The organism is Glutamicibacter sp. BW80, from assembly GCF_002332385.1.
Classification (GTDB): domain Bacteria; phylum Actinomycetota; class Actinomycetes; order Actinomycetales; family Micrococcaceae; genus Glutamicibacter.
In genome coordinates this window covers 316,906-339,814 of sequence record NZ_NRGV01000031.1, presented here as the reverse complement: position 1 = coordinate 339,814, position 22,909 = coordinate 316,906, and the positions used below count along the sequence as shown (strand labels likewise).

General features: G+C 62.5%; 18 protein-coding genes. 12 read left to right on the top strand and 6 right to left on the bottom strand.

Annotation, left to right across the window (positions count from 1 at the left end):
- The first annotated feature begins 172 nt into the window (after positions 1-172).
- From CIK76_RS09930 to CIK76_RS09920, 3 genes are all read left to right on the top strand, one after another.
- Positions 173-1,216, top strand: a complete 1,044-nt coding sequence (locus tag CIK76_RS09930) for an ECF transporter S component (protein ID WP_141393526.1) — start codon at positions 173-175, stop codon at positions 1,214-1,216.
- 162 nt (positions 1,217-1,378) lie between these two features.
- Positions 1,379-3,031 carry a thiamine pyrophosphate-binding protein gene (locus tag CIK76_RS09925; protein WP_096285889.1) on the top strand — a complete coding sequence of 551 codons (1,653 nt, stop codon included), beginning with the start codon at positions 1,379-1,381 and terminating at the stop codon, positions 3,029-3,031.
- Between the two features lie 92 nt (positions 3,032-3,123).
- Complete coding sequence (locus CIK76_RS09920; RefSeq protein WP_141393525.1) at positions 3,124-4,158, top strand: hypothetical protein; 1,035 nt, start codon at positions 3,124-3,126, stop codon at positions 4,156-4,158.
- Here the strand turns inward: CIK76_RS09920 and CIK76_RS19805 are convergent.
- The gene (locus CIK76_RS19805) at positions 4,155-4,310 is read right to left on the bottom strand and encodes a D-arabinono-1,4-lactone oxidase (RefSeq protein WP_255248430.1); all 156 of its coding nucleotides are present in this window, start codon (positions 4,308-4,310) and stop codon (positions 4,155-4,157) included. The genes CIK76_RS09920 and CIK76_RS19805 overlap by 4 nt on opposite strands.
- Before the next feature lie 327 nt (positions 4,311-4,637).
- Here CIK76_RS19805 and CIK76_RS09910 point away from each other — a divergent pair, with 327 nt between their 5' ends.
- Positions 4,638-5,417: a hypothetical protein gene (locus CIK76_RS09910; protein ID WP_096285883.1), complete on the top strand. Its 780-nt coding sequence runs from the start codon at positions 4,638-4,640 to the stop codon at positions 5,415-5,417.
- On the opposite strand, the gene CIK76_RS09905 is transcribed toward CIK76_RS09910, so the two are convergent.
- The 4 genes from CIK76_RS09905 to CIK76_RS09890 form a co-directional block, all read right to left on the bottom strand.
- Positions 5,374-6,684: an MFS transporter gene (locus CIK76_RS09905; RefSeq protein WP_176484161.1), complete on the bottom strand. Its 1,311-nt coding sequence runs from the start codon at positions 6,682-6,684 to the stop codon at positions 5,374-5,376. The genes CIK76_RS09910 and CIK76_RS09905 overlap by 44 nt on opposite strands.
- 46 nt (positions 6,685-6,730) lie before the next feature.
- Complete coding sequence (locus CIK76_RS09900) at positions 6,731-7,327, bottom strand: TetR/AcrR family transcriptional regulator (RefSeq protein WP_096285879.1); 597 nt, start codon at positions 7,325-7,327, stop codon at positions 6,731-6,733.
- A 131-nt stretch (positions 7,328-7,458) separates the two neighbouring features.
- Entirely contained in the window at positions 7,459-8,943 is a 1,485-nt protein-coding gene (locus CIK76_RS09895) for a mannitol dehydrogenase family protein (RefSeq protein WP_096285877.1), read from the bottom strand.
- 50 nt (positions 8,944-8,993) lie between these two features.
- Positions 8,994-10,331 carry an MFS transporter gene (locus CIK76_RS09890; RefSeq protein ID WP_096285875.1) on the bottom strand — a complete coding sequence of 446 codons (1,338 nt, stop codon included), beginning with the start codon at positions 10,329-10,331 and terminating at the stop codon, positions 8,994-8,996.
- A gap of 182 nt (positions 10,332-10,513) precedes the next feature.
- Here CIK76_RS09890 and CIK76_RS09885 point away from each other — a divergent pair, with 182 nt between their 5' ends.
- Together CIK76_RS09885 and xylB are read left to right on the top strand one after the other, a co-directional pair.
- The gene (locus tag CIK76_RS09885) at positions 10,514-11,305 is read left to right on the top strand and encodes a DeoR/GlpR family DNA-binding transcription regulator (protein WP_096285873.1); all 792 of its coding nucleotides are present in this window, start codon (positions 10,514-10,516) and stop codon (positions 11,303-11,305) included.
- Between the two features lie 2 nt (positions 11,306-11,307).
- The gene (gene xylB / locus CIK76_RS09880; protein ID WP_096285871.1) at positions 11,308-12,696 is read left to right on the top strand and encodes a xylulokinase; all 1,389 of its coding nucleotides are present in this window, start codon (positions 11,308-11,310) and stop codon (positions 12,694-12,696) included.
- On the opposite strand, the gene CIK76_RS09875 is transcribed toward xylB, so the two are convergent.
- A complete protein-coding gene (locus tag CIK76_RS09875; protein ID WP_096285869.1) occupies positions 12,693-13,943 on the bottom strand; it encodes a benzoate/H(+) symporter BenE family transporter in 1,251 nt (416 codons plus the stop codon). The genes xylB and CIK76_RS09875 overlap by 4 nt on opposite strands.
- A gap of 241 nt (positions 13,944-14,184) precedes the next feature.
- Between CIK76_RS09875 and benA the strand changes: the two genes are divergently transcribed.
- The 6 genes from benA to CIK76_RS09845 all read left to right on the top strand — a co-directional run bounded on the left by benA (position 14,185) and on the right by CIK76_RS09845 (position 22,868).
- Entirely contained in the window at positions 14,185-15,543 is a 1,359-nt protein-coding gene (gene benA / locus CIK76_RS09870) for a benzoate 1,2-dioxygenase large subunit (RefSeq protein WP_096285867.1), read from the top strand.
- Positions 15,544-15,561: 18 nt separating this feature from the next.
- Entirely contained in the window at positions 15,562-16,092 is a 531-nt protein-coding gene (benB, locus tag CIK76_RS09865) for a benzoate 1,2-dioxygenase small subunit (RefSeq protein ID WP_096285865.1), read from the top strand.
- Positions 16,093-16,190: 98 nt separating this feature from the next.
- Positions 16,191-17,738 (top strand): benzoate 1,2-dioxygenase electron transfer component BenC, encoded by a 1,548-nt coding sequence (gene benC, locus CIK76_RS09860; RefSeq protein WP_255248421.1) that lies wholly within the window; start codon positions 16,191-16,193, stop codon positions 17,736-17,738.
- Positions 17,738-18,577 carry a 1,6-dihydroxycyclohexa-2,4-diene-1-carboxylate dehydrogenase gene (locus tag CIK76_RS09855; protein ID WP_255248420.1) on the top strand — a complete coding sequence of 280 codons (840 nt, stop codon included), beginning with the start codon at positions 17,738-17,740 and terminating at the stop codon, positions 18,575-18,577. Before benC ends, CIK76_RS09855 begins: the two co-directional genes overlap by 1 nt.
- 190 nt (positions 18,578-18,767) lie before the next feature.
- The gene (locus CIK76_RS09850; protein ID WP_255248419.1) at positions 18,768-20,135 is read left to right on the top strand and encodes an aromatic acid/H+ symport family MFS transporter; all 1,368 of its coding nucleotides are present in this window, start codon (positions 18,768-18,770) and stop codon (positions 20,133-20,135) included.
- Positions 20,136-20,186: 51 nt separating this feature from the next.
- Positions 20,187-22,868 carry a LuxR family transcriptional regulator gene (locus CIK76_RS09845; RefSeq protein WP_096285858.1) on the top strand — a complete coding sequence of 894 codons (2,682 nt, stop codon included), beginning with the start codon at positions 20,187-20,189 and terminating at the stop codon, positions 22,866-22,868.
- The last annotated feature ends 41 nt before the right edge of the window (positions 22,869-22,909 follow it).

Here is a 22,909-nt window from a genome sequence, read left to right as displayed (position 1 = left end):
TATTATCAGCTCAGAGCTTATATTCTTGTAATGGAATATATGACCGCGCCCTTTGTCCGCGACGCGCATTGCGTGAAATGTTTCCCATGAATGTCTTGAATTCTCTGCATGCACCCTAGAGTTAATTCACAACGCGGAATAAAAGAAGGCGCGAAGAGCGAAGGCAGTGAAAGTGTCGGATTTCAAAGATCAATCCCAGAGGATGCTATCGCCGTTCGACCGCATCGTCGACGACCTGCAGCAGCTGCGCCTTGATGGCGGTGACGTTCCGTATGCAGAAATTGTTCGCAGGATCTCCCGAAATCGAATAGCCCAAGGCGTCGCACCAGATGCGTCCCGCCCTGCCAGATCAACTGTCTACGATGCCTTTCGGCGCGGACGAACTCGGCTCAATCTGGAACTGGTCTCTGAAATCGTCCGTGCACTGGATGGAACGGAGAAAGACATTGAGAGTTGGCGGCTGCGATGCTTGCAGGCTCGACGTGAACAGGCCGCAACAGAAGACACCGAATGCCCTGGATCTGAAGAACCCGTCGTACCCGAACGACCAAATGCCCCGTTGGCCGAGCCCGAGGCCGCCAAGGAGACGAAGCAGAAGATCGCAGTGCATGTCAGAAAGGTGATATTGGCCCTCGGCTGCGCCTTAGCCAACCTGCTGGGGTTCTGGCTGGTGGCGAATCTTGGAGTGCCACTGTACCTGGACATGCTCGGCACCGCGGTTGCGGCAATGATGCTGGGCCCTTGGGCAGGCGTTGGTGTCGCTGTGGCAACGAATCTCCTAGGATCTGGGATCACCGATTCCTCGTCGATACCTTTCGGGCTGGTCAACGTCACCGGTGCCTTGCTCTGGGGATATGGGGCGCTGTGGGTGCGTCGAAAGGGAGCTCTCAGGCGCTATTTTGCGCTGAACCTGCTGGTTGGCTTTGCATGCACTGTGGTTGCGACGAGTTTATTGGTGCTCCTCTTCGGCGGCGGTACCGGGCATGCCTCTGAGGGAACCCGGATGAACCTAGAGTCCTTTGGCTTGCCAATGTTTGTCGCAGTATTCCAATCGAATCTCTTGTATTCCTTGGCGGATAAAATGCTGGTCGGCTTTATCGCTTTGGCAGTCATGGCCCAGCTCAATGGCTGGCTTCGTGGATCCATTTTCGAGGATCTGGAATCAGACATCACGCGACGGCTCGATATCGATGCAGGACAGGAACAACGAGCTTGATCTAGCGCGTTGAGTGATTTGTGCCCTATTCTTGATCTTGTCAGGAGCCACCTCATAAGGCTCCGGCGCTCTCAAAAGGGGCGATACCCGTTGCCGAATGCAACTGGTAACGGCAGACATATATGGAATTTTCTTTAGTTTTCTTCAGGAAAAGAGTCCATTATGTCCAGCGTTTCAGCTGCCATTGCCCATGCCCTTAAGCCGATTGCTCCACAGATCTTTGGCCTGATGGGCAACGGCAACGCACACTTCCTCGATGCCGCCGTCCGCGCAGGCTTTAGCTACACCGCCGTGCGCCACGAGTCCGCAACGGTGTCCGCCGCCGACGCCTACTTCAGGATTTCAAACCGCCTCGCTATCGCCTCGACCACGTACGGCGCAGGTTATACCAACGCCGTCACCGCCTTGGCCGAAGCTGCGGCGGCGCGCACTCCGTTGCTGCTAGTCACCGGCGACGCGCCGACGACCGGCTTGCGCGGTTGGGACGTCGACCAGGCCGCCATGGACACCGGTGTGCGGGCCGTGCGCTACGAGGTGGACCGGCACACCCCGGGCGCAACGGCGCTCGCCGCGGCCGCCCACGCGCTGCGCGAACAGATCCCGGTGGTTCTGTCCATCCCCTATGACCTCGCCGCGGCACCAAACCTCGAAGTCGAGCTGCCGCAGTTCAACAGCTTCCGCAGTGTTCCGCCGGCGCCTGAACTCAATGCAACTCAACTACGGGCCATCACCGACCGGCTTTTGGCCGCCAAACGCCCGCATATCCTCTATGGTCGTGGAGCCATCGACGCGGCAGTGGGTATTGCCGAACTTGCCGAACGGCTCGGAGCCACCACCTCGGGAACACTGCTGGCCCGCGACCTGTTGGACTACCCGTACGATCTGGGAATCACCGGTGGCTTCGCCACCGAACGAAACGCCGAAATCATCGAGCAGGCCGATACCGTGCTGGTGCTCGGGGCCGGACTTAATCAGTTCACCATGCGCTTTGGGGATCTGGTCAACGTCGAGGCACAGGTAATGCAGATCGATCTTGCGGCTAACGCCACGAGCCCGCGAGTGGATTACTTCGCCACCGGAGACGTCTCCGCAGCGGTTGATCGTCTCTTGGGCGCCGTGGGCGCCCAGGATTCGGGCTGGGCCGGCTCGATAAACCTGGACGCGGTCCGCGACCGCCCGCTGGGGGAGGAGCGCGCCGCGGACGGTCTGCTCGATCCGCGTCGAGTGGCCAGCGAACTGGAGGAGATCTTGCCCGAGAACCGGGTTCTGGTTCAGGACGGTGGGCACTTCATCGGTTGGGGGCCCATGTATTGGTCAACTTCCGGGGCGCGAGCGCTGACCTGCGTAGGCACCGCCTACCAGTCCATTGGCCTAGGTATTGCATCCATGGTCGGCGCGGGGGCAGCGGCCGAGGGCCGCACCGTAGTGCTGGCCGCCGGAGACGGCGGATTCCTGATGGGCCTAGCCGATCTCGAATCGATCGTGCGCACCATCAGCAGCGGAGTCATCGTGATCTACAACGACTCAGCCTACGGGGCGGAGGTCCACCAATACGGTTCCATTGGCCTGCACGAGGATCCTATGCTCATCCCAACTGTCGACTTCGCGGCACTCGCCACCGCAGTGGGCGCAACGGGGCTTCGCATCGACTCGGTGGCCGATTTTTCCAAGGTTCGGCAGTGGGTAGATCAGGGGGCGAAGGGAATATGTCTGGTGGATGCGCGGATCTCACCGAACGTTCGGGCACCATATATGGAGGAAATACTGGCCGCGAACGCGCGGGCCACCGCGGCGCAGGCATCACAATCCGATTAAGGTGCTGGATTATGAGTGCTGATTCGGCGTAGGGTTGCAGAGTGCGCAAAGTCTTAGTAGGAACGGCAAGTCTAGGTTTGGGAGCGCTATTAGTGCTTCCCGCCACGGGCGCTATTGCCGCCCCTTGGGACGCGCAAGACCCCAACCCCGCGCCGAGCCAGGGGCTGTCTGAAACATCGTTGCGTGTAGCCACGCTAGCCACCGAGATGACTCGGGATGTTCCGGGGCAGCTCTCCGCAGACCTCATGCAGGGAGATGACCGCGAAGCCGCGCAGGCAGCGGACAGCATCACCGCAGCCAATGCCGACTTCGTGGTGCTTACCGGGATGGACGCAGACGAACAAGCCGTGCAGGCGTTCCAGGATCATTACCTGAACAATCCAGAGGACTCCCGGCGGGACGTTGAATACGACTACGTTTACCTAGGCCCGGGCAACAAGGGCAAACCAAGCGGTGCTGATCTCAACGGGGACCGGATTGTCGGCGGCCCAGAAGATGCTTGGGGGCAGGGCAACTTCGAAGGCCAAGGCGCCGTCGTTGTCCTTTCCAAATATCAGATTGACCAAGACTCAGTCACCGGAATATCGGAGCTGAAATGGTCCGCCGTCCCGGAGAGCAGGCTCGATGATTCTGGATTGAGTGGCGCACTGGCGGCTTCAATTCCCGTGATGAGCAGTGGGCTTTGGGATATCCCGATCGAGTACCGCGGCAAGCACGTTCATGTGCTCGCCGTGCAAACTGACGACGCTTCCGGCGGCTATTCCTTTGCCGAAGCGCGCCAACTCGACCAGCTGCGAGTCATCTCCGATTACCTCGGCGGCGAAGAATACCTGCGCGATGACCAGGGGATAAAAACCCGTGGAGTCGGAAAAAGCCCGTATGTCTTAGCCGGATCCCTAGGCCAGCAGCCATCCTCGCTGGCCGCGCGGGATGCGCTGCTGCATGAAGCCGACCGTCCCGAGGCGCTCAGCGATTCGGGAAATTATCTCCTTCCAAGTAGCGCCTGGCAGGTCCTTGGCCAGGGGCATATCGGGGACCGTGCACCGCTCCAAGCGCAAACTATCGACGGCCCGGCCCAAATCAACGATTCGGCTCCCGCCCTGATCTGGACCGATATTCAGTTCTAAACTTCTTCCACCAACAGCTGCCGCAGGTGCCCGTTGAGGAACAACCCCTGCGGGTCTGCCTTAGAGCGCATCGCCTGGAAATCGGCGAATCGCGGGTACAGCTGCGAAGCTCCCAAGAAATGCGCTTTGCCCCAGTGCGGTCGCTCTGGCAGGGAAGTATTCTGGAACTTCGTCGCGGACTTAGCGATGCACCACGAGATAGCTCGTATGGAGATGTTCCCCGCTCGTTCGCGCAGAGCGATCGCATTCTGGTCGAAGGCTTTTTAATCGAGTAAACAGACCTGGCGTTCACGCATTCCGGCCTTTTCCAGTGCCAGGTTATAACGTGTGGCCTGCGCATTCTTCATAGGCCACCTCTTGCGCCGCGACGCGAGCGTATCAAGGAAAAGCTCGGTTCTGGCTTGGTATTGATAATTCGCGGCGAGAATCCGGCATTTTCCCGGGAACTATCAGGCTGGAGCTACTAGTCTGGGATTATCATGAGCAAAGATCCCATTTCGATGACATTCATAGACTCGAGCGGCAAACCTCGTTCGGCCGTCCAAGACGCCATCATGCGGGGCGTCGGTGTGCAGCGGCCGTTGGTCCTTGCATATCTCAAGCGATTGCGCGCGAAACATCCCCAGGCATCTGCGGCCGAGCTGGCCAAGATCGTTGAACGCGATTATTTGGTCGTGGTCACCGGCTCTGGAGCTGCCGTGGGTGGTACCGCGGCGGTGCCGGCGGTAGGTACCGCTGTAGCGCTGGGGCTCTCGCTGGCCGCCACGATCGGGTTCCTGGAAGCCTCTGCGCTTTATGCGCAGTCCTTGGCCGAACTTCATGGCATTGCCATTGACGACCCGGACCGATCGCGCTTGCTGGTCATGGGCGTGCTGATGGGCGAGGAAGGCAGTTCGATGATTTCGGCACTGACCAGTCAGGCGGCAGGTCGCGGCTCCGGACCGGTCAAGGGCTGGGCAAGATCATTTGGCTCGAACAAGTCAACGAGCCTGATGGCCACGGCGCAGAAGAGCTTGCAGAAGAAGTTCATTCGCAAGATCGTTGGCACCCAAGGTGCCAGCATGCTTGGCCGGCTGGTGCCTTTCGGCATCGGGGCCGTTATCGGCGGGGCCGGCAACCGCTATCTGGCCAAGCGGGTTATTGAAAACGCGGCGGTAGCGTTCGAGGGAATCGATACCGTGGCTCCAAGCCAGCTTGAGCTGGATGACCCGGATATTATCGACACCGATGTTGTGGAGAAACCGCGGAAGCGCAAATAGTCCGAAACTGAAAAACAACCGCAGGATGTNNACATCCTGCGGTTGTTTTTCGTTCTGAATCGGAAGCTGCCGGTCTGCTCTTCCTGGAAGTTCCGGCGATCAATGCCAGGGCAATGACAGAGAGCAGGACAACTAGTCCGGCGTAGCCGTAGGTGACGTTTTTTAGTCCGTGGGTTGGGATCAGCAGTCCGCCGATCAGTGTGGGCAGGCCGAAGGCTAAGTAGCTCACCAGATATACCGAGGAGAGCGTGCCGCCGCGTTGCAGCGTGGGGACGTTCTCCACGAGGGTCCGAAGCCCACCTTGGAAGGCGCCGCCCAAGCCGATGCCGCCGATGATGCTGGAGATGAAATAGATCGCCGTGTTTTCCGTGTAAACAGCTAGTACGAGCCCGCCCGATCCAACGATCAGCGAGATGCATCCAAGGGTCATGACCTTCAAGGCGTCGAACCGGAAGGTGACGGCGCCGAGCACCGCACTCGCGCCGGTCAGCGCAAAGATGGCTAGGCCGCTCAACGTCGGTGCTTGAATATTCATCAACGTTTTGGTGATGCTCGCGCCCAATCCCAGATACATTCCAACCAGCGCCCAGCTGGCGAGCAATGCGCCGACTGCGACGAGGAACTCGCGGCGCACCTCCTTGGGGATCATTACCGAGGGGATGAGCGAACGCCATACACCGTGACGGCGTGGGTGGCGCTCCTTGAGCAAGCTCGCCGGAATCAGCGCCAGAATCAACAATGCGGCGACCACCAGATAAGGGATCTGGAAGGGGTGCGGTGCGAACTGCACGAGAATGCCACTGAGCAGGGCGCCGAGGCCGATTGCCGCAGGTGGCACGGCGCCGTTGAGCATGGCGACGGTCCGGTGGCGCGAGGCGGGGGAGTAATCGAGCAAGGCTGCGCCCAGGGTGCCGAATCCGAGGCCCGAGGCAATACCCTGCAGGATCCGGGCGATCAGCAGCGCATTCAATGAATCGGCGAATGCCATGACGAGCATCGAAGCCGCGGCAATCAGCAACGCGCTAAAGGCGACGGGACGGCGTCCAATATGATCGGACAGTGCCCCGCAGGTCAGCAGGGTAACCAACAAACCGAAGATATATACGGCGAAGACGCTGCTGACTTCAAGGGAAGACAGTCCCCATTGCTCGGAGTACAGCGGGAAGATCGGTGACGGCGTGCCGGAGTGTGCTGCGATGAGGCAAAGGCCAATGAGTGCGGTGGTGAAGCCGAGTTTGTCGGCGACGTAGTTGTTGGCGTGTGCCACGAGATCTCTTCTGTGTTGTAGCGAATGGGTCGTGTGCGTGATGCTCCTAGGGCTGCTCAGCCAATAATCCTCGCACGGACCAGCGGACGGTTTCTTCAATGGAGGCCAGGTCAACGCTTTCGGCCTCGCGCATCAGCCGGAACACCGCTGCACCAAAGGCCACGTCCATGGCAACGTCGACATCCAGGCCTTCGGCCAACTGGCCCGAAGCGAGTGCGCGCGCAAAGAGGGGTTTGAGAGTTTTACGCCGCGGAGCTAGATAAAACTGCTCGAAATACGCGGCGCCGTGCGGCTCCAAGGAGCAGGCGGCCAGCAGCTGAAAGAATACGCGCCCGCTTTGGATGCTGTGGAAGGTTAACGATTCGACAGTACAGTCGATGAGATTCGCCAAGGGGTCTCCGTCGGTGGGGATCTTCAGCGCTTTTGTTGCGACACGTCCGAAAGCTTCGGCAACGATTGCATTCTTGGAGGGCCAGTGCTTGTACAGCGTCGCGGTGCTGACGCCTGAATGCTCGGCGATGCGCTCAATCGAAATCCCGCGGAAACCCGTGTCGCGGAGTAGTTCATTGGTGGAGTCCAAGACCTTGTGATGGGTTGCCACGCTGCGTGGGCGCGTACTAACCGGCAAGATTCCATCATTCATAGCGATTCCTAAACTAAAGTGTCACTTTAGTTTAGCAACATTCATCCGGTTCCAAGGATTTCGGGTACAAAATGACCGAGCGGCTCCTTAATGGGGAGCCGCTCGGCAAGGTGAGATTCTTTTCCGGCGAACTAACGGGCGGCGCTCTGCGCCATAATCCGTTCCAGAGTGGCAATCGCTCCCTGTGAATGCAGGGATGCGAGGGTCTCCAAATATGGTTTGGTGAACCGTTCATCGTTGATGACGTCGCCAAACAGGTCTCGCTGGCGCAGGAATGCCAAGGGATCTTCGCTGTGCTTCGCAGCGGCGGCGGAGACTTCCTGAGCCAGACGGTCAACGATCTGGATCGGCTCGCCCATTTCGTCGGTGCCCTCGGCATAGCGTGCCCAGCTGGCCACGATGGCGGCCGAAAGGCGCACGTCGCGATCGGCGGCGAGGTTTTCGCGGACCACCGGCATGAGCCACTTGGGGATGCGATCCGAGGAGTCAGCGCAAAGCCGCGCAATCGTGTCGGCCACGTGCTCGTTGCGGTACCGCTCGATCAGCTTGTCCTGATAGGCGGCCAGGTCCACTCCGGGCAAGGCCGCCAGCGTAGGCTGCGCCTCGGTGCGCATGTAGCGCAGCAAGAATTGGGCGAAGAGCTCATTGCGTGCCGCATCATGCACCGCGCGGTATCCGGCCAGATGGCCGAAATAGCACAGGCCCTGATGGGTGGCATTGAGCAGACGCAACTTCATCAGTTCAAAAGGCACCACATCTGCAACTACCTGGACTCCGACCTGCTCGAATTCCGGGCGGCCGGATACGAACTTGTCCTCTAGCGCCCACTGCACGAAGTCTTCGCACACTACCGGCCAGGCATCTTCGATGCCATAGCGCTCGGTCACGTCGCGCCGATCAGCGTCCGTGGTGACCGGGGTGATGCGGTCGACCATCGAGTTGGGAAACGGAACATTTGCCTGCACCCAGGCACCGAATTCTGCATCCAGCGCGGTGGCGAAGGCGCCAAACATCTTATGCGCCACCTCGCCGTTGCCTTGGATGTTGTCGCAGCTCATGACGGTAAAAGGCGCGAGGCCACGCTCGCGGCGAAGCTTCAGCCCGGCACTGATCAGGCCGAAGGCGGTTTTCGGGTTTTCCGGATCGGCCAGATCCGCGGCGATGGCGCGGTTCTGCAGGTCGAATTCCCCGGTGACCGGGTTGACGTTGTATCCGCCCTCGGTGACGGTCAGCGACACGATGCGGATCGCGGGATCAGCCAGCTTCTCGATAGCCGCACGGGTGTCATCCGGAGCGTACAGGTAATCGATAATTGAACCGATGACCCGCACCTCACGGCTGCCGTCCGGATTCTTGACTACCAGGGTATATAGTCCGTCGCTGTCGCTGAGCGTATCGCGCATGCGCGTGTCCGAGGGCATGATTCCCATGCCGCAGATACCCCAGTCGAGGGCTCGGCCCTCGTTCATGAGCCGATCGAGATACATGGCCTGATGGGCGCGGTGGAATCCGCCGACGCCGAAGTGGACGATTCCAGCGGAAACCTTGCTGCGGTCATAGGCCGGTACCTGTACCTCTGGCGGGATTTCTGCCAGCGTCTGATTAGAGAGTTTCATGAATTCGCAGTCTCCTTATGGGGGAAATGTCAGTTGCTCAAGCGCTCGCCTTAGGCGACGCGCTGCGGGGCGGGGGTGGGAACGCCGTTGAATCCGGGTTGGGTTCCGCGCAGCAAGTGCGACATCAGCGCCGCGACCAAGTACAGCGTGGCGAACAGATACACCATTCCTGCGGCGCCCAGGGTGGTGTAGAGCAAGGCGACCAGCAACGGTCCGGCGAAGACCGCGGCACCGATGCCAAGGTTGTAGGAAGCCATCGCGGCTCCTGGATGCTCCGGCGCCAGCGAGACGGCGATGGCCGAAAGCGGCACGAACCCGGCCAGGCCGATGCCGAAGACCGCACCGATCAGCAGGGTCAGCAGATAAGCGTGTTCGATCCCGTTGTCTACCGCCCAGGCGGGCACCAGATAGAGCCCCGCCATGGACAGCGCACAGAGCACCGCGCCGAACCAGACCACGGTCTTTGACCAGCCCAGCTTGTCGCCCAGGGCCCCGAAGAAGAGGTTGAAGGGAATGTTCACCGCGTAGATCACCGTGGTCAGGATCAAGAACTGGCCCACGCTCCAGCCGAAGCGATCCACGAACAAGGCAGGGAAGAAGACCGCCATGCCGTAGGTGGGTACCGAATTGATGGTGCGGGTGAGCATCACCATCAACGCCTTGCGGTCGCTCACCAAAAGGCGAAGCCCGAAGCTCATGGTCTTCCACACCTGCTCCGGGTTATCCACCAGCGGGGCACGTCCGGTTTTCTCCTTGACGCCGAGCAACGCCACCGCGGCACCGAGGATCACCAGGGCCAGCGAGATCCAAAGGGTCTGGTAGTAGTTGAGCCCGAAGATTTCCAGCGAGGCGGTCGCGGTCAGCGCGCCGAGCGTGGGCAGCCCGGCGCTGAAGGCCACGTAGAACCAGCCGATGGCAACCGCGAGGCGTTTGGCGTTGGCGGTTGCGGAGATCCAGACGAGGAAGCCGTAGGCGAAGAAGGGGTAGCCGAAGCCGCGCAGTCCGTAGGCGATGAAGATCAGCACCACGTTGGAGGAGTTCAGCGCGACGAGCAGGAAGAGCAGCTCGAAGGCCACCCAGATTCCGGCGCCAATGAACATCACCTTGCGCGGGCCCCACAAATCGGACAGCGAGGCGGAAAGGAATGCGGCAATGGCCACCGCGACCCCGTAGATGGTGATCAGGGTTCCTGCCAGCGGGATGGAAAAGCCGTGTTCGCCGGTCAGGTAGGGCGTGAGGATATTGGTTTCCACGCCGTCGCCGATCATGAACAGGGTTAAGCCGATGAAGCCCCAGAAGAGCGGGCGCGGGAGTCCCATGCGGTCTAGCAACCCGGTGCCGCCCCTGGTCGTTGGGGGTGGACTTGGGTTCGAGGGTTCCGAGATCATGGCGCTCCTTTGCGTGGGGCATTGCTGCCGCTCGTGATGCCACTAATCTAACACCAAATAAACAAATTCAACAGATTTTCTGTTAAATATTGTTTTGGTCATGATGTTTTGAGAGTGCAAGCACAGCATCTATCATCGAAGATGTGAGAAATGATGAACTTGCCGAAGGGAGATCAGCAGTGATGCGATCCAGCGGGCTGCCTCCGGAGAGTCGACGCGACGAGCTGACCAGCTACGTCAATCAGGTTCACACCGCGCGCGTGGAAGAAATGGCTGACGCCTTCGGGGTCAGTGCCATGACCATCCACCGCGACCTGGATGTCCTTGCTGGCGAGGGGCGCCTAGAGCGCATCCGCGGCGGCGCACGAGCGATCACCGCACGGCTGGCCGAACGCGACGTGCGGCTGCGCCGCCACCTCAACGCGCGCACCAAGCAGCGGCTCGCGCGCACCGCAGCCGAACTCATTGAGCCGGGCGCGGTCATTGCCCTGGATGACTCCACCACCGTCGGCGAGTTGGGGCAGCATCTGGAACGCCGCCGGCCCTCGACGGTCATTACCCATTCGCTGGCGCTGATGAACACCGTATCTGCCCAGTCATCCATCGCGTTGGTGGGGCTGGGCGGCCAATACTATGCAGAAACCGATTCCTTCCTCGGCTCGGTGGTGGTCGAACAGGCTCAACGGCTCACCGCAGATGCGGTGTTCGTCTCGACCACCGCGGTGAGAAATCAGGCGCTGCTGCACCCGGATGCCGAGGCGGCGCTGACCAAGCGCGCTCTGCTGAAAACCGGTGGCCGAAAAATTTTGATCGTTGACTCAAGCAAATTCGAGGGCGCAGGGCTCTACCACGTGATGGGGTTGGCTGAATTTGACGACATCGTCATCGACGACCAGCTGGCTCCCGAGCTCTTGGCCCTGTTGAAGTCGCTGAACCTCACTATCCATCTCGCCGAAAGCTCACCGAAGGACTAGCCATGCCATCGACTTATGTCTTGGGAATCGACTCGTCGACTCAATCGTGCAAAGCGCTGCTCGTTGATGCGCAGAGCGGCGAGGTGAAAGCCTCGGGGCGCGCGCCTCACCCCGGCGGGACCCAGGTGGATCCGGCTGAGTGGATCAGGGCCCTTGAAGCCAGCACCGAGGGGCTGCTCGAGCGGGCATCCGTGCTCTCGGTCGCCGGCCAGCAGCACGGCATGGTTGCCTTGGATGAGCACGGTGCTCCGGTGCGTAAGGCCATGCTGTGGAATGACACCTCCTCCGCCGGGCAGGCGCAGGAGCTGATCGGCGAGCTTGGCGGAGCACGGGGATGCGCGCAACTTGTCGGCAGCGTGATGGTCGCCTCGCTGACCGCCTCGAAACTGCGCTGGCTGCGCGAGAACGAGCCGGAAAACGCGAACCGCACCACCCGGGTACTGCTCCCGCACGACTATCTGACCTGGCATCTGGGTGGACGCAAGGAAGCGACCACCGACCACGGAGACGCCTCGGGCACCGGATACTACTCGACCGCGCAGCGTCGTTTTCTGCCCGAGGTGGCGCGCCGGGCGCTCGGCAAGCCGGTGGCACTGCCGCGGCTCGCGGCCGCAAATGAAATAGTCGGTGAAACATCTGCGGGCCTGAAGATTGCGGCCGGCACCGGAGACAATATGGCCGCCTCGCTGGGACTGGATCTGCAGCCCGGGGACGTGTGCGTCTCCATGGGAACCTCGGGGGTGGCCTCCGCGGTGGTGGATCACAGCATCCACGATGGCACCGGGATGGTGAGCGGATTTGTGGATGCCACGAATAGGTACCTGCCGCTGGCCTGCACCCTCAACGGCGCTCCGGTACTCGATTTTGGCGCCCGGCTGCTCGGTGTAGGCCAAAAAGAATTCTCTGACCTTGCGCTGGCCGCGGAGCCCGGCTCCGGGGGAGCGGTGCTGCTGCCATACTTCGGCGGGGAACGCACCCCGAACCGGCCCGACGCGACGGGGCTGATGCATGGGCTGCGCACCACGACCACACGTGAACAGATCGCCCGTGCATATGTCGAAGGGTTGCTGTGTTCCATGAAGGACGCGGTCGCTGCCCTCGAAGGCGCCACCGGCGTGGAAACCCGGCGCATTCTGCTGATCGGCGGCGGCGCGCAGTCCGAAGCGGTGCGCCGCATCGCACCGCAGATCTTTGGCGTAGCGGTCGATGTTCCGCAGACTGCCGAATATGTGGCGTTGGGTGCCGCGCGGCAGGCCGCCTGGGCGCTGAGCGGAGAAGAAGAACCACCGGTCTGGAACGTCGCGGAGTCCACCCGCTACCAGGGTGAGCCGCGCCCCGAGATCTATGCGCGCTATGTGGAAACCCGGGATGCAACTGCGGGGTGGAACTAACCGGAGGTCACGGCCGTATTTGGATTCCTTATGGAGTAGGCTGGGCGTCGCTTGTGCAGCGCCAGGTAGCACAGGGTGCCTCCTGCGATGCCCCAGAAGGGCGAGACGATTCCCAGCGGCGCCACCCCGGACGCGGTGATGATCAGGGTGCAGATCGCGGCCTCTGCCGCCCCGGGGGCCGGGCCGTCAAACATATCCTGCATCGATCCCTGCATGGCAGGAAGCAGGGCCACGCCCGCGACAGCGATGACCAGCTCGGCCGGCACCGCCGCAAAAAGCTGCAAAAATGTCTGGCTGAACAGCCCGAAGAAGATGAAAAGCGCGCCGCATGAAATGCCCGCCACATAGCGTCGCGCCGGATCCCGGTGGGCCTGGGCAGTGGTGCAGATCCCTGCGGTAATTGCTGCAAGGTTGATCGCATGCGAACCGAAGGGTGCGAAAAGAATGCTCGCAAGCGAGCCCCCGCTGAGCAGGAGCCGATCATTTGGCCGGTAATTGCTGCTGCGCAGCATGGCCAGGCCCGGACCGTTTTGGCCTGCCATGGTGACGATCAGCAGCGGAAGGGAAATGCCCATGATGGCGGAGAGCGAAAATTCCGGAACCGTGAATACCGGAGTGGTGAGCATGAACGAGAGCGGTGCGTTCGAAATCTGGCCAGAACCCGCCGCAAGCGCGATTCCGGCGCAGAGCGCTAGCGGGACCGCGTAGCCCGGAGACCAGCGGCGGGCCAGGAAGTAGGCGGCCACCAGGCCGCCGGCGATCAGCGGCGCATCAAGAACCGCCTGGACCACCTCCATCACAAAGGGCAGCAGCACCCCGGCGAGCACCGCGGCCAAAACGGGTTTCGGCACGCGGGCCAGCAGCCAACCCAGCAATCCGCTGAGGCTCAAGAGCAACCCAAGCAGCCCGGCCACGAGGTACGCGCCGATGGCTTCGGAATAGCTGTAGTCGCCGAGGACCGTCAGCAAGAGGGCGGCTCCCGGCACGGACCATGCGACGATAATTGGTTGGCGAGTGAACAGGCTGAGCAGCAAGCCGGTGATTCCGCTGCCGACCGAGACCGCCCATACCCAGGAACTGCTCTGCGCCTCGCTGAGCCCGGCGCGCTGGGCTGCTTGCAGTATCACCAGCATCGGGCCGGCGTAGGACACGGCCATGGCGATGAATCCGGCGCAAATTGCGGAAAAGGAAATGTCATTTCCGAGCCTGCGCAACCCACGCGGTTGGACCGCTTTTTCTTCTGGCATGACCTGGCTCCCGTTTCGCTGACCGCAACGTCTGCCCACGTTACGCAGGTCACAGGCGAACGACAAATACTTAAAGCCCCGTCATTGATATGCAAAAACTCATAGTTGAGATGCCTGGGCTAAGCCTAGGCAGATGCCTAGTGTGACGGTGCGCACAGCCTGACAGGATAGAGATCTTGAATGGCCGCCTCGAGCGGTTGCGCCCTCCCGGGCCCAGATGAAGGATGGAGCAAAGCACATCATGACCGAGACTTTGAACGCCGTATCAGAGGTGCTCGACAACGCGCTTGTCGACAGCCCAGAGACCGGCGTATACCGTACCAACCGAAACATTTTCACCGACGAAGAAGTTTTCGAGCTGGAAATGAAGCACATCTGGGAGGGCAACTGGGTTTACCTGGCCCACGAATCCCAGATCCCCAACATCGGTGACTACTTCACCACCAACATCGGCCGCCAGCCGATCATCATTTCGCGCAATAAGCAGGATGAGCTGAACGCCATCATCAACGCGTGCAGCCACCGCGGCGCGATGCTCTGCCGCCGCAAGACCGATAACCGCACCACCTTCACCTGCCCGTTCCACGGCTGGACCTTCAACAACTCGGGCAAGCTGCTCAAGGTCAAGGATTCCCGCGGCGCCGGCTACCCGGAGCAGTTCAACAAGGACGGCTCGCACGACCTGACCAAGGTCGCCCGTTTCGAGAACTACCGCGGCTTCCTCTTCGGCTCGCTGAACCCCGACGTCCTTCCCCTTCAAGAGCACCTGGGCGAAGCGGCGAAGATCATCGACATGATCGTCGACCAGTCCGAGGAAGGCCTGGAGGTGCTGCGCGGCTCCTCGACCTACACCTACGACGGCAACTGGAAGCTGCAGGCGGAAAACGGCGCCGACGGCTACCACGTCTCGGCGACCCACTGGAACTACGCCGCCACCCAGGCTCGCCGCAGCGCCGGCGAATCGACCAACGACACCAAGACCATGGATGCCGGCGGCTGGGACAAGCAGGAAGGCGGCTTCTACTCATTCGACAACGGCCACCTGCTGCTGTGGACCGAATGGCTGGACGCCGCAAACCGCCCGCTGGCCGAGAAGCGCGATGAGCTGGTCGCCAAGTACGGCGAGGCCAAGGCCGACTGGATGATCGGTGTCTCACGCAACCTCTGCCTGTACCCGAACGTGTACCTGATGGACCAGTTCTCTTCGCAGATCCGCGTGTTCCGCCCGGTCGCCGTGGACAAGACCGAGGTCACCATCTACTGCATCGCACCCAAGGGCGAGTCCGACACCGCACGCGCCAACCGCATCCGCCAGTACGAGGACTTCTTCAACGCCTCGGGCATGGCCACCCCGGATGACCTGGAAGAATTCCGCTCCTGCCAGAAGACCTACATGGCCACCGCGGCCAAGTGGAACGACATGAGCCGCGGCTCGGCGCACCAGATCACCGGTGCCGACGAGAACGCCAAGAAGATCGGCCTGGAGCCCATCGCCTCCGGTGCGCGCACCGAGGACGAGGGCCTGTACCCGATCCAGCATGGCTACTGGCTGAACACCATGCGCAAGGCGCTGGCCGCCGAACTCGAAACCAAGAACTAAGGCCGAAGGGAAAGCCACATGAGCACCATTGCATTGACCGAGGCCCAAACCAGCAACGGCACCGTCACCACCGGGGACGTCGAGCAGTTCCTCTACCAGGAAGCCCGCTTCCTGGATGACCGCGACTTCGACCGCTGGATCGACTGCTACCACCCGGAGGCGACCTTCTGGATGCCGGCATGGGCCGACGACGACAAGCTCACCGAGGACCCGCAGCGCGAGATCTCGCTGATCTACTACGCAAACCGCGGTGGCCTGGAAGACCGCGTCTTCCGCATCAAGACCGACCGCTCCTCGGCTACCAGCCTGCCGGAGCCGCGCACCGGGCACAACATCACCAATGTGGAGATCGTCGCCGTGGACGGCGACAAGGTTGAGGTCCGCTTCAACTGGTTCACGCTGTACTACCGCTACCAGAACGTCGACACCTACTTCGGCAACTCCTTCTACACGATCGACTACTCCGGCACCCAGCCGGTGATCACCGCGAAGAAGGTAGTGCTGAAGAACGACTTCATCCACCACGTCGTGGATATCTACCACATCTAATTCGGCCGCATCATCCAGGCCGACCTGCGCTGCGCCGGGAGCCAGCCCGGCACAGCGCGGCAAAGAACTTACTGCTGCCCCACCAGCACAATTTTGAAATGAGCACCCTTATGACTTACCAGGTCGCCTTAGCTTTTGAGGACGGGATCACCCGCTTCATCAAAGTAGGCCCCCGCGAAACCGTCGCCGACGCCTCCTACAAGGCCCGGATCAACATCCCACTTGACTGCCGCGACGGCGCCTGCGGCACCTGCAAGTCCTTCTGCGAATCGGGCAAATTCGACGGCGGCGACTACATCGAGGAAGCGCTGACCGACGACGAGGCCGAAAAGGGATTCTGCCTGCCCTGCCAGATGGTCCCCGAATCCGACCTCGTGCTGCAGATCCCCACCACCTCGGATGTGGCCAAGACCGCCGCGACCGTCTTCGAGTCGACGCTGACCGAGATCCGCCGCATCTCCGAGACCACCTACGCCTTCAGCCTGGAGGTTGATAACCGCGAAGAGCTGTCCTTCCTGCCCGGCCAGTACGTGAACATTGAGGTTCCCGGCTCCGGCGGCCAGACCCGCTCGTACTCCTTCAGCTCGGGCCCCGAGGTCCAGACCATCTCCTTCCTGATCCGCATCACCGACGGCGGATTGATGTCCACCTACATGCGCGATACCGCGCAGGTCGGGGACCGGATCACCTTCACCGGCCCGATGGGCAGCTTCTTCCTGCGCGAACCCAAGCGCCAGTCCCTGCTGCTGGCCGGCGGCACCGGCCTGGCCCCGCTGCTGTCCATCCTGGAGAAGCTGGTCGGCATGGAAAACCCGCACCCGGTCCACCTGATCTACGGCGTGAACACCGATACCGATCTGGTCGAGCTGGACGTGCTCGAATCCTACACCCAGCGCATCGCGGGCTTCAGCTTCGATGCCGTGGTCGGCGACCCGGCCAGCGCCGCGGAAAAGAAGGGCTACGTCACCAACCACTTCGAGCCGCAGCACCTGGCCGAGGGCGACGTGGACATCTACCTCTGCGGTCCGCCACCGATGGTTGAGGGCGTGCGCCGCCACCTGGAAGGCGAAGGCATCAAGCCGCAGAACTTCTACTTCGAGAAGTTCGCCCTGGCCGTCGTGCCGGAGGCCGCACCGGCAGCGGAAGCCGCGGCGCCGGTGGCCGAACCCACCCAGGCACCGGCAGCCGGCTACGAAATCGGCGAGGAGCACGCAACCTTCGGCGCCCAGTTCGATGCCCGCATGGCCCTTGAACTGGCCATTGTGGAACTGACCATGGGCAAGTTGACCGACGGCCAGCTGGGCGAATTCAAGGTCCTCGCAGAGCTTGCGGGCAAGACCTTGGACGGCGAAAAGTTTGTCAACGCCGCCGAATTCACCGTCACCAACGACGCCTTCCACGAGTTCCTGTTCACCTGCGTCGGCAACGAACACCTGCTCCAGGCCTACACCCGCCTGGAGGTTCCGGCGCTCATGGCAAAGGTGCTGCGCCAGGAGCACTGGATCGACGGCGCGGTGGACGCCGACCACTTCGCCATCGTCGCGGCCTTCGAGCAGCAGGACATCGCGGCGGCCCGTGCGGCGATCATCTCGCACAACGAGCACGCCAAGGCCACCATGGCCGCGGCCTCGCAGGAACAAAGCTAGTGAGCGCGGACAACGCCCCGGCCAACGAGACCGCAGCCGCCGGATACCCCGAGTCCTTCCACCCCGGACGCTTCGCCGGCCAGGTCGTCATGGTCACCGGCGCAGCCCAGGGCATCGGCTGGTCCGTGGCCCGGCGCATCGCCGCCGAGGGCGGGGAACTGGTTCTGGTTGACCGCGCCGGGTTGATCCACGACGTCGCCGAGGGCTTGCGCGCCCACGGCGCGCACGCGCTGAGCGTGACCGCAGACCTCGAAACCTACGAGGGGGCGCTGGCGGCAGTGACCGCGGCAATGGATGAATTCGGCCGGATCGATGTGCTCATCAACAACGTCGGCGGGACCATCTGGGCCAAGCCCTACGAGCACTACGCGCCGGAAGAAATCAGCAAGGAAATCCAGCGTTCGCTCTTCCCGACCCTGTGGATGTGCCGCGCGGCCTTCGAGGAGATGGCCAAGGCCGGCTCCGGCACCATCGTGAACGTGTCCTCGGTGGCCACCCGCGGGGTGAACCGGGTGCCTTATGCGGCGGCGAAGGGCGGAGTCAAGGCGATCACCTCGGCGCTGGCCATGGAAGGGGTCGCCCACGGAATCCGTGTGGTGGCTACCGCCCCGGGCGGCACCGAAGCCCCTGAGCGGGTAGTCAAGCGCGGCCCGGCGCCCACCGGCGAACAGGAAAAAGCCTGGTATCAGGCCATCGTGGAGCAGACCGTCGACTCGACGCTGTTCAAGCGCTACGGCACCCTGGACGAACAGTCCGCGCCGATCGTGTTCCTGGCCTCTGCGGAAGCCTCCTACATCACCGGCGCCACCCTCGCGGTGGCCGGCGGAGATCTCGGCTAGCCAACGCCCCAGAACCCAGTGAGCGCTTGCAGGCGGCGGGATCCCCGCCGCCTGTGTGCCCTCCAAAACCCGCCGCCCGACGATCTTTCGGGCCACGGTTCCCACGCCGCGCCCTCGCGCCGCGGTATTTCCCAGTGCCTTGATACCCGCACGATGACGTGCGCCCGGGCCAATGAAAATGGAGCAACTCGTGAAAACTTCCGAAGCAAGCAGCAACAGAAAACAGCAAAGCACGGTCCGCTGGGTCGTGGCCATCGCCACCCTGGCGCTGATCTTCGACGGATACGACCTGGTCGTCTACGGAACCATCGTTCCGCTGCTGCTGGGCGATCCGACGCAGCTCGGAGAAGTCACCCCGACCACCGCCGGCGCGCTGGGCAGCTGGGCGCTGGCCGGCATGATGGTCGGCGCGCTGGTTGCCGGCGCCATCGGCGACTACCTGGGCCGGCGCAAGATCATGATCACCGGAATTATCTGGTTCTCCGTGGCCATGGGTCTGACCGCCCTGACCAATGACGTCACTTCCTTCGGCGCCCTGCGTTTCGCCACCGGAATCGGGGTGGGCGCACTGGTTGCCACCGCCGGTGCGGTGGTCGCCGAGTTCGCCCCCAAGGGCAAGCGCAATTTCTACAACGCGATCGTCTACTCTGGTGTTCCCATCGGCGGCGTGCTCGCCTCCCTGCTGGCCATCATCCTACTCGACGCCATCGGCTGGCGCGGCCTGTTCCTGATCGGCGCGACCCCGCTGCTCTTCCTGCTCCCAATGGCGCTGGTCAAGCTCCCGGAATCCCCCGAATGGCTGATGGCCCGCGGCCGCACCGCGGAAGCAGAACGCGTCTCGATCCGCACCGGTGTCCCGATCCACGTACTGGAACCCGTTGCCGGCAGCACCGAAGCCGCACCGGCAGAGACCAAGATCGGGTTCCGTGCGCTGGCCTCCAAGAAGTACGCGTTCCCGACCCTGCTGCTCGGATTCATGAGCTTCACCGGCCTGATGCTGACCTACGGGCTGAACACCTGGCTGCCGCAGATTATGTCGCAGTTCGGCTACGGCAAGGACTTCGCGCTCACCTTCCTGCTGGTCTTCAACGCCGGCGCGATCTTCGGCGGGCTGATCGCCTCCGTTGGCGCCGACCGGTTCGGCGTGAAGCGCACCGTATGCACCACCTTCTTCCTTGCCGCGGTGGCCATGGTGCTGCTGACCATGCACCTGCCGCTGGGCATCCTGCTTGCGCTGGTTGCCGTGGCGGGCGTGGGAACCATCGGCACCCAGGTGCTGATCTACGGTTTCGTGTCCAATTACTACAACAGCGCCGCCCGCGGCGCCGGGGTGGCCTGGTGCGCCGGGTTCGGCCGTCTGGGCGGCATCTTCGGGCCGCTGTTCGGCGGGCTGCTGATGGCGGCCGGCGTTCAAAACCATGTCGCTTTCTATGTCTTCTCCGGGGTTGCTATCGTTGGTGCATTGATCACCCTCGGCGTTCCGTTGCGCAATTCCGAGATCACCGCCAAGCTGCGGCCCGCGCGGGTCGAGCTCGCAGCCGCGGACGCAGAGAAGTAGAGACGCAGCGAGAAACTACGCGGCAACGCTGAAAGGTCGGTGAACGCATAAATGAGCCAACAAGTTGCCCAGGATGCGCTCGCCGACCTTTTGCGCGAAGTGCAGCAGCAGCGCAGCGCCCTGGCCGTCCTGCAAGGACCGCAAGGAAGCGGCAAAAGCACCGTGATAAAGCAATTGCTGCGCCGTTCCAACATGGCGTCGGTCACCGTGGTTACCGCCTCGCGCTGGGAATCCAGGCGCCCTGGCGCGGCTCTGGGGCCACTGCTGGAACGCGGAAACCCCGGGCCAAGCGAAGAGCTCGGCCCGGCGTTGCTGGAATACCTGCGCGCGGATCCGGAGCAAACCCGGGTGCTGGTCATCGAAAATGCCCAATGGGCAGATGCCGCAAGCTTCGAGGCGGTACGCTACGCCTGGCGCCGGCTGCACACCGAACGCGTACTTATCGTCTTGGTTCTGCGAGACCAGGACATCGCGATGCTTCCCGCCGAAACACGTGAGTTCCTAGGCGACACCGATCTAGAGGTCCTGCACGTTGATGTGCCGACGGCTGCCCAGGCCCGTGAAATCGTCTCTACCAGGCTGGGAATCGAGCTGCCGTCCATGGCGGCCGAGCATCTGATGCGCTACACGCAAGGCAATCTGCATGCGGTGCTCGAACTGGCGCAGGAAAATCCGGAACATAGCTGGGAACAATGGGATCGCTGGCCGCCGGCGCCGCGCGCGTTGTCGCTGCATATCAAGCAGCTGCTCGACGAGTTGGAGCCGCGCGCCCGCGCGCTCGTCGAGGCGGCCGCGGTGCTTGGCCGCCAAGCTCGGATTGACCTCATTTCCAGGCTTGCCAAGGAAGATTCCCCGCTGGCCTGCATCCAGCAGATTGTTGATGCATCGCTGGCGCGCACCCAGGGGCATAGCGGAAAGGTGCGGCTGGGTTTTGACAGCGAGCTGACCCAGATGGCCGTCTATCATCAGATTCCGTTGAGCACCCGCATTCGCCTGCATGCGGCAGCTGCCGAGATTGCCGAAGACCGCGGGGTCGTACTGGGCCATCGAGCCGACGCGAGCCTCTTGCCGGATATCGGGCTTTCGCGCGAACTGGAGGGGTACGCGGTGGCCCAAGGGCAGCGCGGTGAATGGTCCTCGGCGGCAACCGCGTTCTTCCGTGCCATGCATCTGACACCTGAACCTGCGCAACGCGAGGCATTGCTGCTCAAGGCGGTAGACGCGGTGGTTGCCGCCGGAGAGATTCCACGGGCGCTGACCTTTTCCCACCAGCTGGCAAGCTTGGGAAGCAGCGCCGAACGCGACGTGCTTTCGGGGTACATCGCCATTCTCCAGGGCCGGGCGCAGACCGCTAACCGCTGGTTGACCAGCGCCTGGCAGAGCGCGGTACGCCTGCAGCTCGGCGACACGATGGCGGTCATTTCGCAACGCCGCGTGTTGCATTCCCTCTGCCAGCTCGAAGGCCAGAAAATTCTCGATTGGGCCGAACAGTCGCTGCGCCTCGCGCAGGCAGGCAGTCCGCAGGCCATCGAAAGCGCTGCCATCCAGGGCCTTGGCCTGGCCATGATGGGCCGCAGGGAGGAAGGCGAAAGGGTATTGCTTCAGTTGCTGGGCAAGCTTCCCACCGGCGCCCAGCGGCAACGCGCAGAGATGTCCCTCGGCTGGGTGTATTTGGCAAGCGGGCGGATCGAGCTGGCCCGCCACGAATTGGCGGCAGCCAGTTCCACCGACTTCAGCGAGGGTTCGCTGCGAATCTCGTTGTGGGCCAAGGCCTGGCTGGCACGGGCCGAATTCCTCGTGGGCGACTGGGATCAGGCGCTGGAGACGGTCCGTGGGGCGCAAGCAATCCAGGAGCGCTTCGGGATTCAGGTGCAGCGGCCGCTGATCCAGTACACGGCGGTGCAGATTCATGCGCTGCGGGGAAACACGGAACTTGTCGAGGTCCACTTGGCCAAATCGTGGGTGCGAGTGGGCAGCTACCAGGTGATGGAGGTGCCGTATCGCATGGCGCGGGCCGAAGCCGCGCGCGCCCAGGCCAATCACGAGGAAGTGCTGCTGGCCCTGGAACCCATCCTCCGCCTTGACCGCAGCCAGGGCATCGACGAACCAGGCTTCTGGACCTGGCAAGACATGTATGCCGAAGCGCTGATTCGCAGCGAGCGGCTGGAGGAAGCCGAAGAATTCATCGCCCCCTTGCTGGAGGCCGCGGAGAAGGCCGGGCACAACAACGGCATCGGAGCCTTCCTCGGGGTGCGCGGCATGCTGCTGGCGGCCTTGGGGGACATCGATGCGGCGCGAGAGGCCTTCGAGCGGGCGTTGCTTTGCTTCCAGGGCGTTGGCACCGCCTATCACCGGGCGCGGATCGATTTTGCCTACGGGCAGTGCCTGCGGCGCGCGGGAAAGCGGGCGGACTGCGTTGCCCCGCTAACCCGTGCGCTGTCGATCTTCACGCACCTGGACGCCACCGTCTACGTTGAACGCTGCACCCGCGAACTGCAGGCGAGCGGCATTGGCATGGCGCGCCGCGAAGCGATGGACTGGTCAACGCTGACCGCTCAGGAACAGGCGGTCGCCAAGCTCGTCTGCGAGGGCGCAAGCAACCGCCGAGTGGCCGAGGAGCTGTTTGTCAGCACCAAGACGGTGCAGTATCACCTGACAAAAATCTACGCGAAGCTTGCGGTATCCACCCGGACCGAACTTGCCGCGCTGACTCGCGAGGGTTTTGAGCACTAGGTTGCGCGTCGCAAGGCCCGGTGGCCATCGGCGAGAATGGT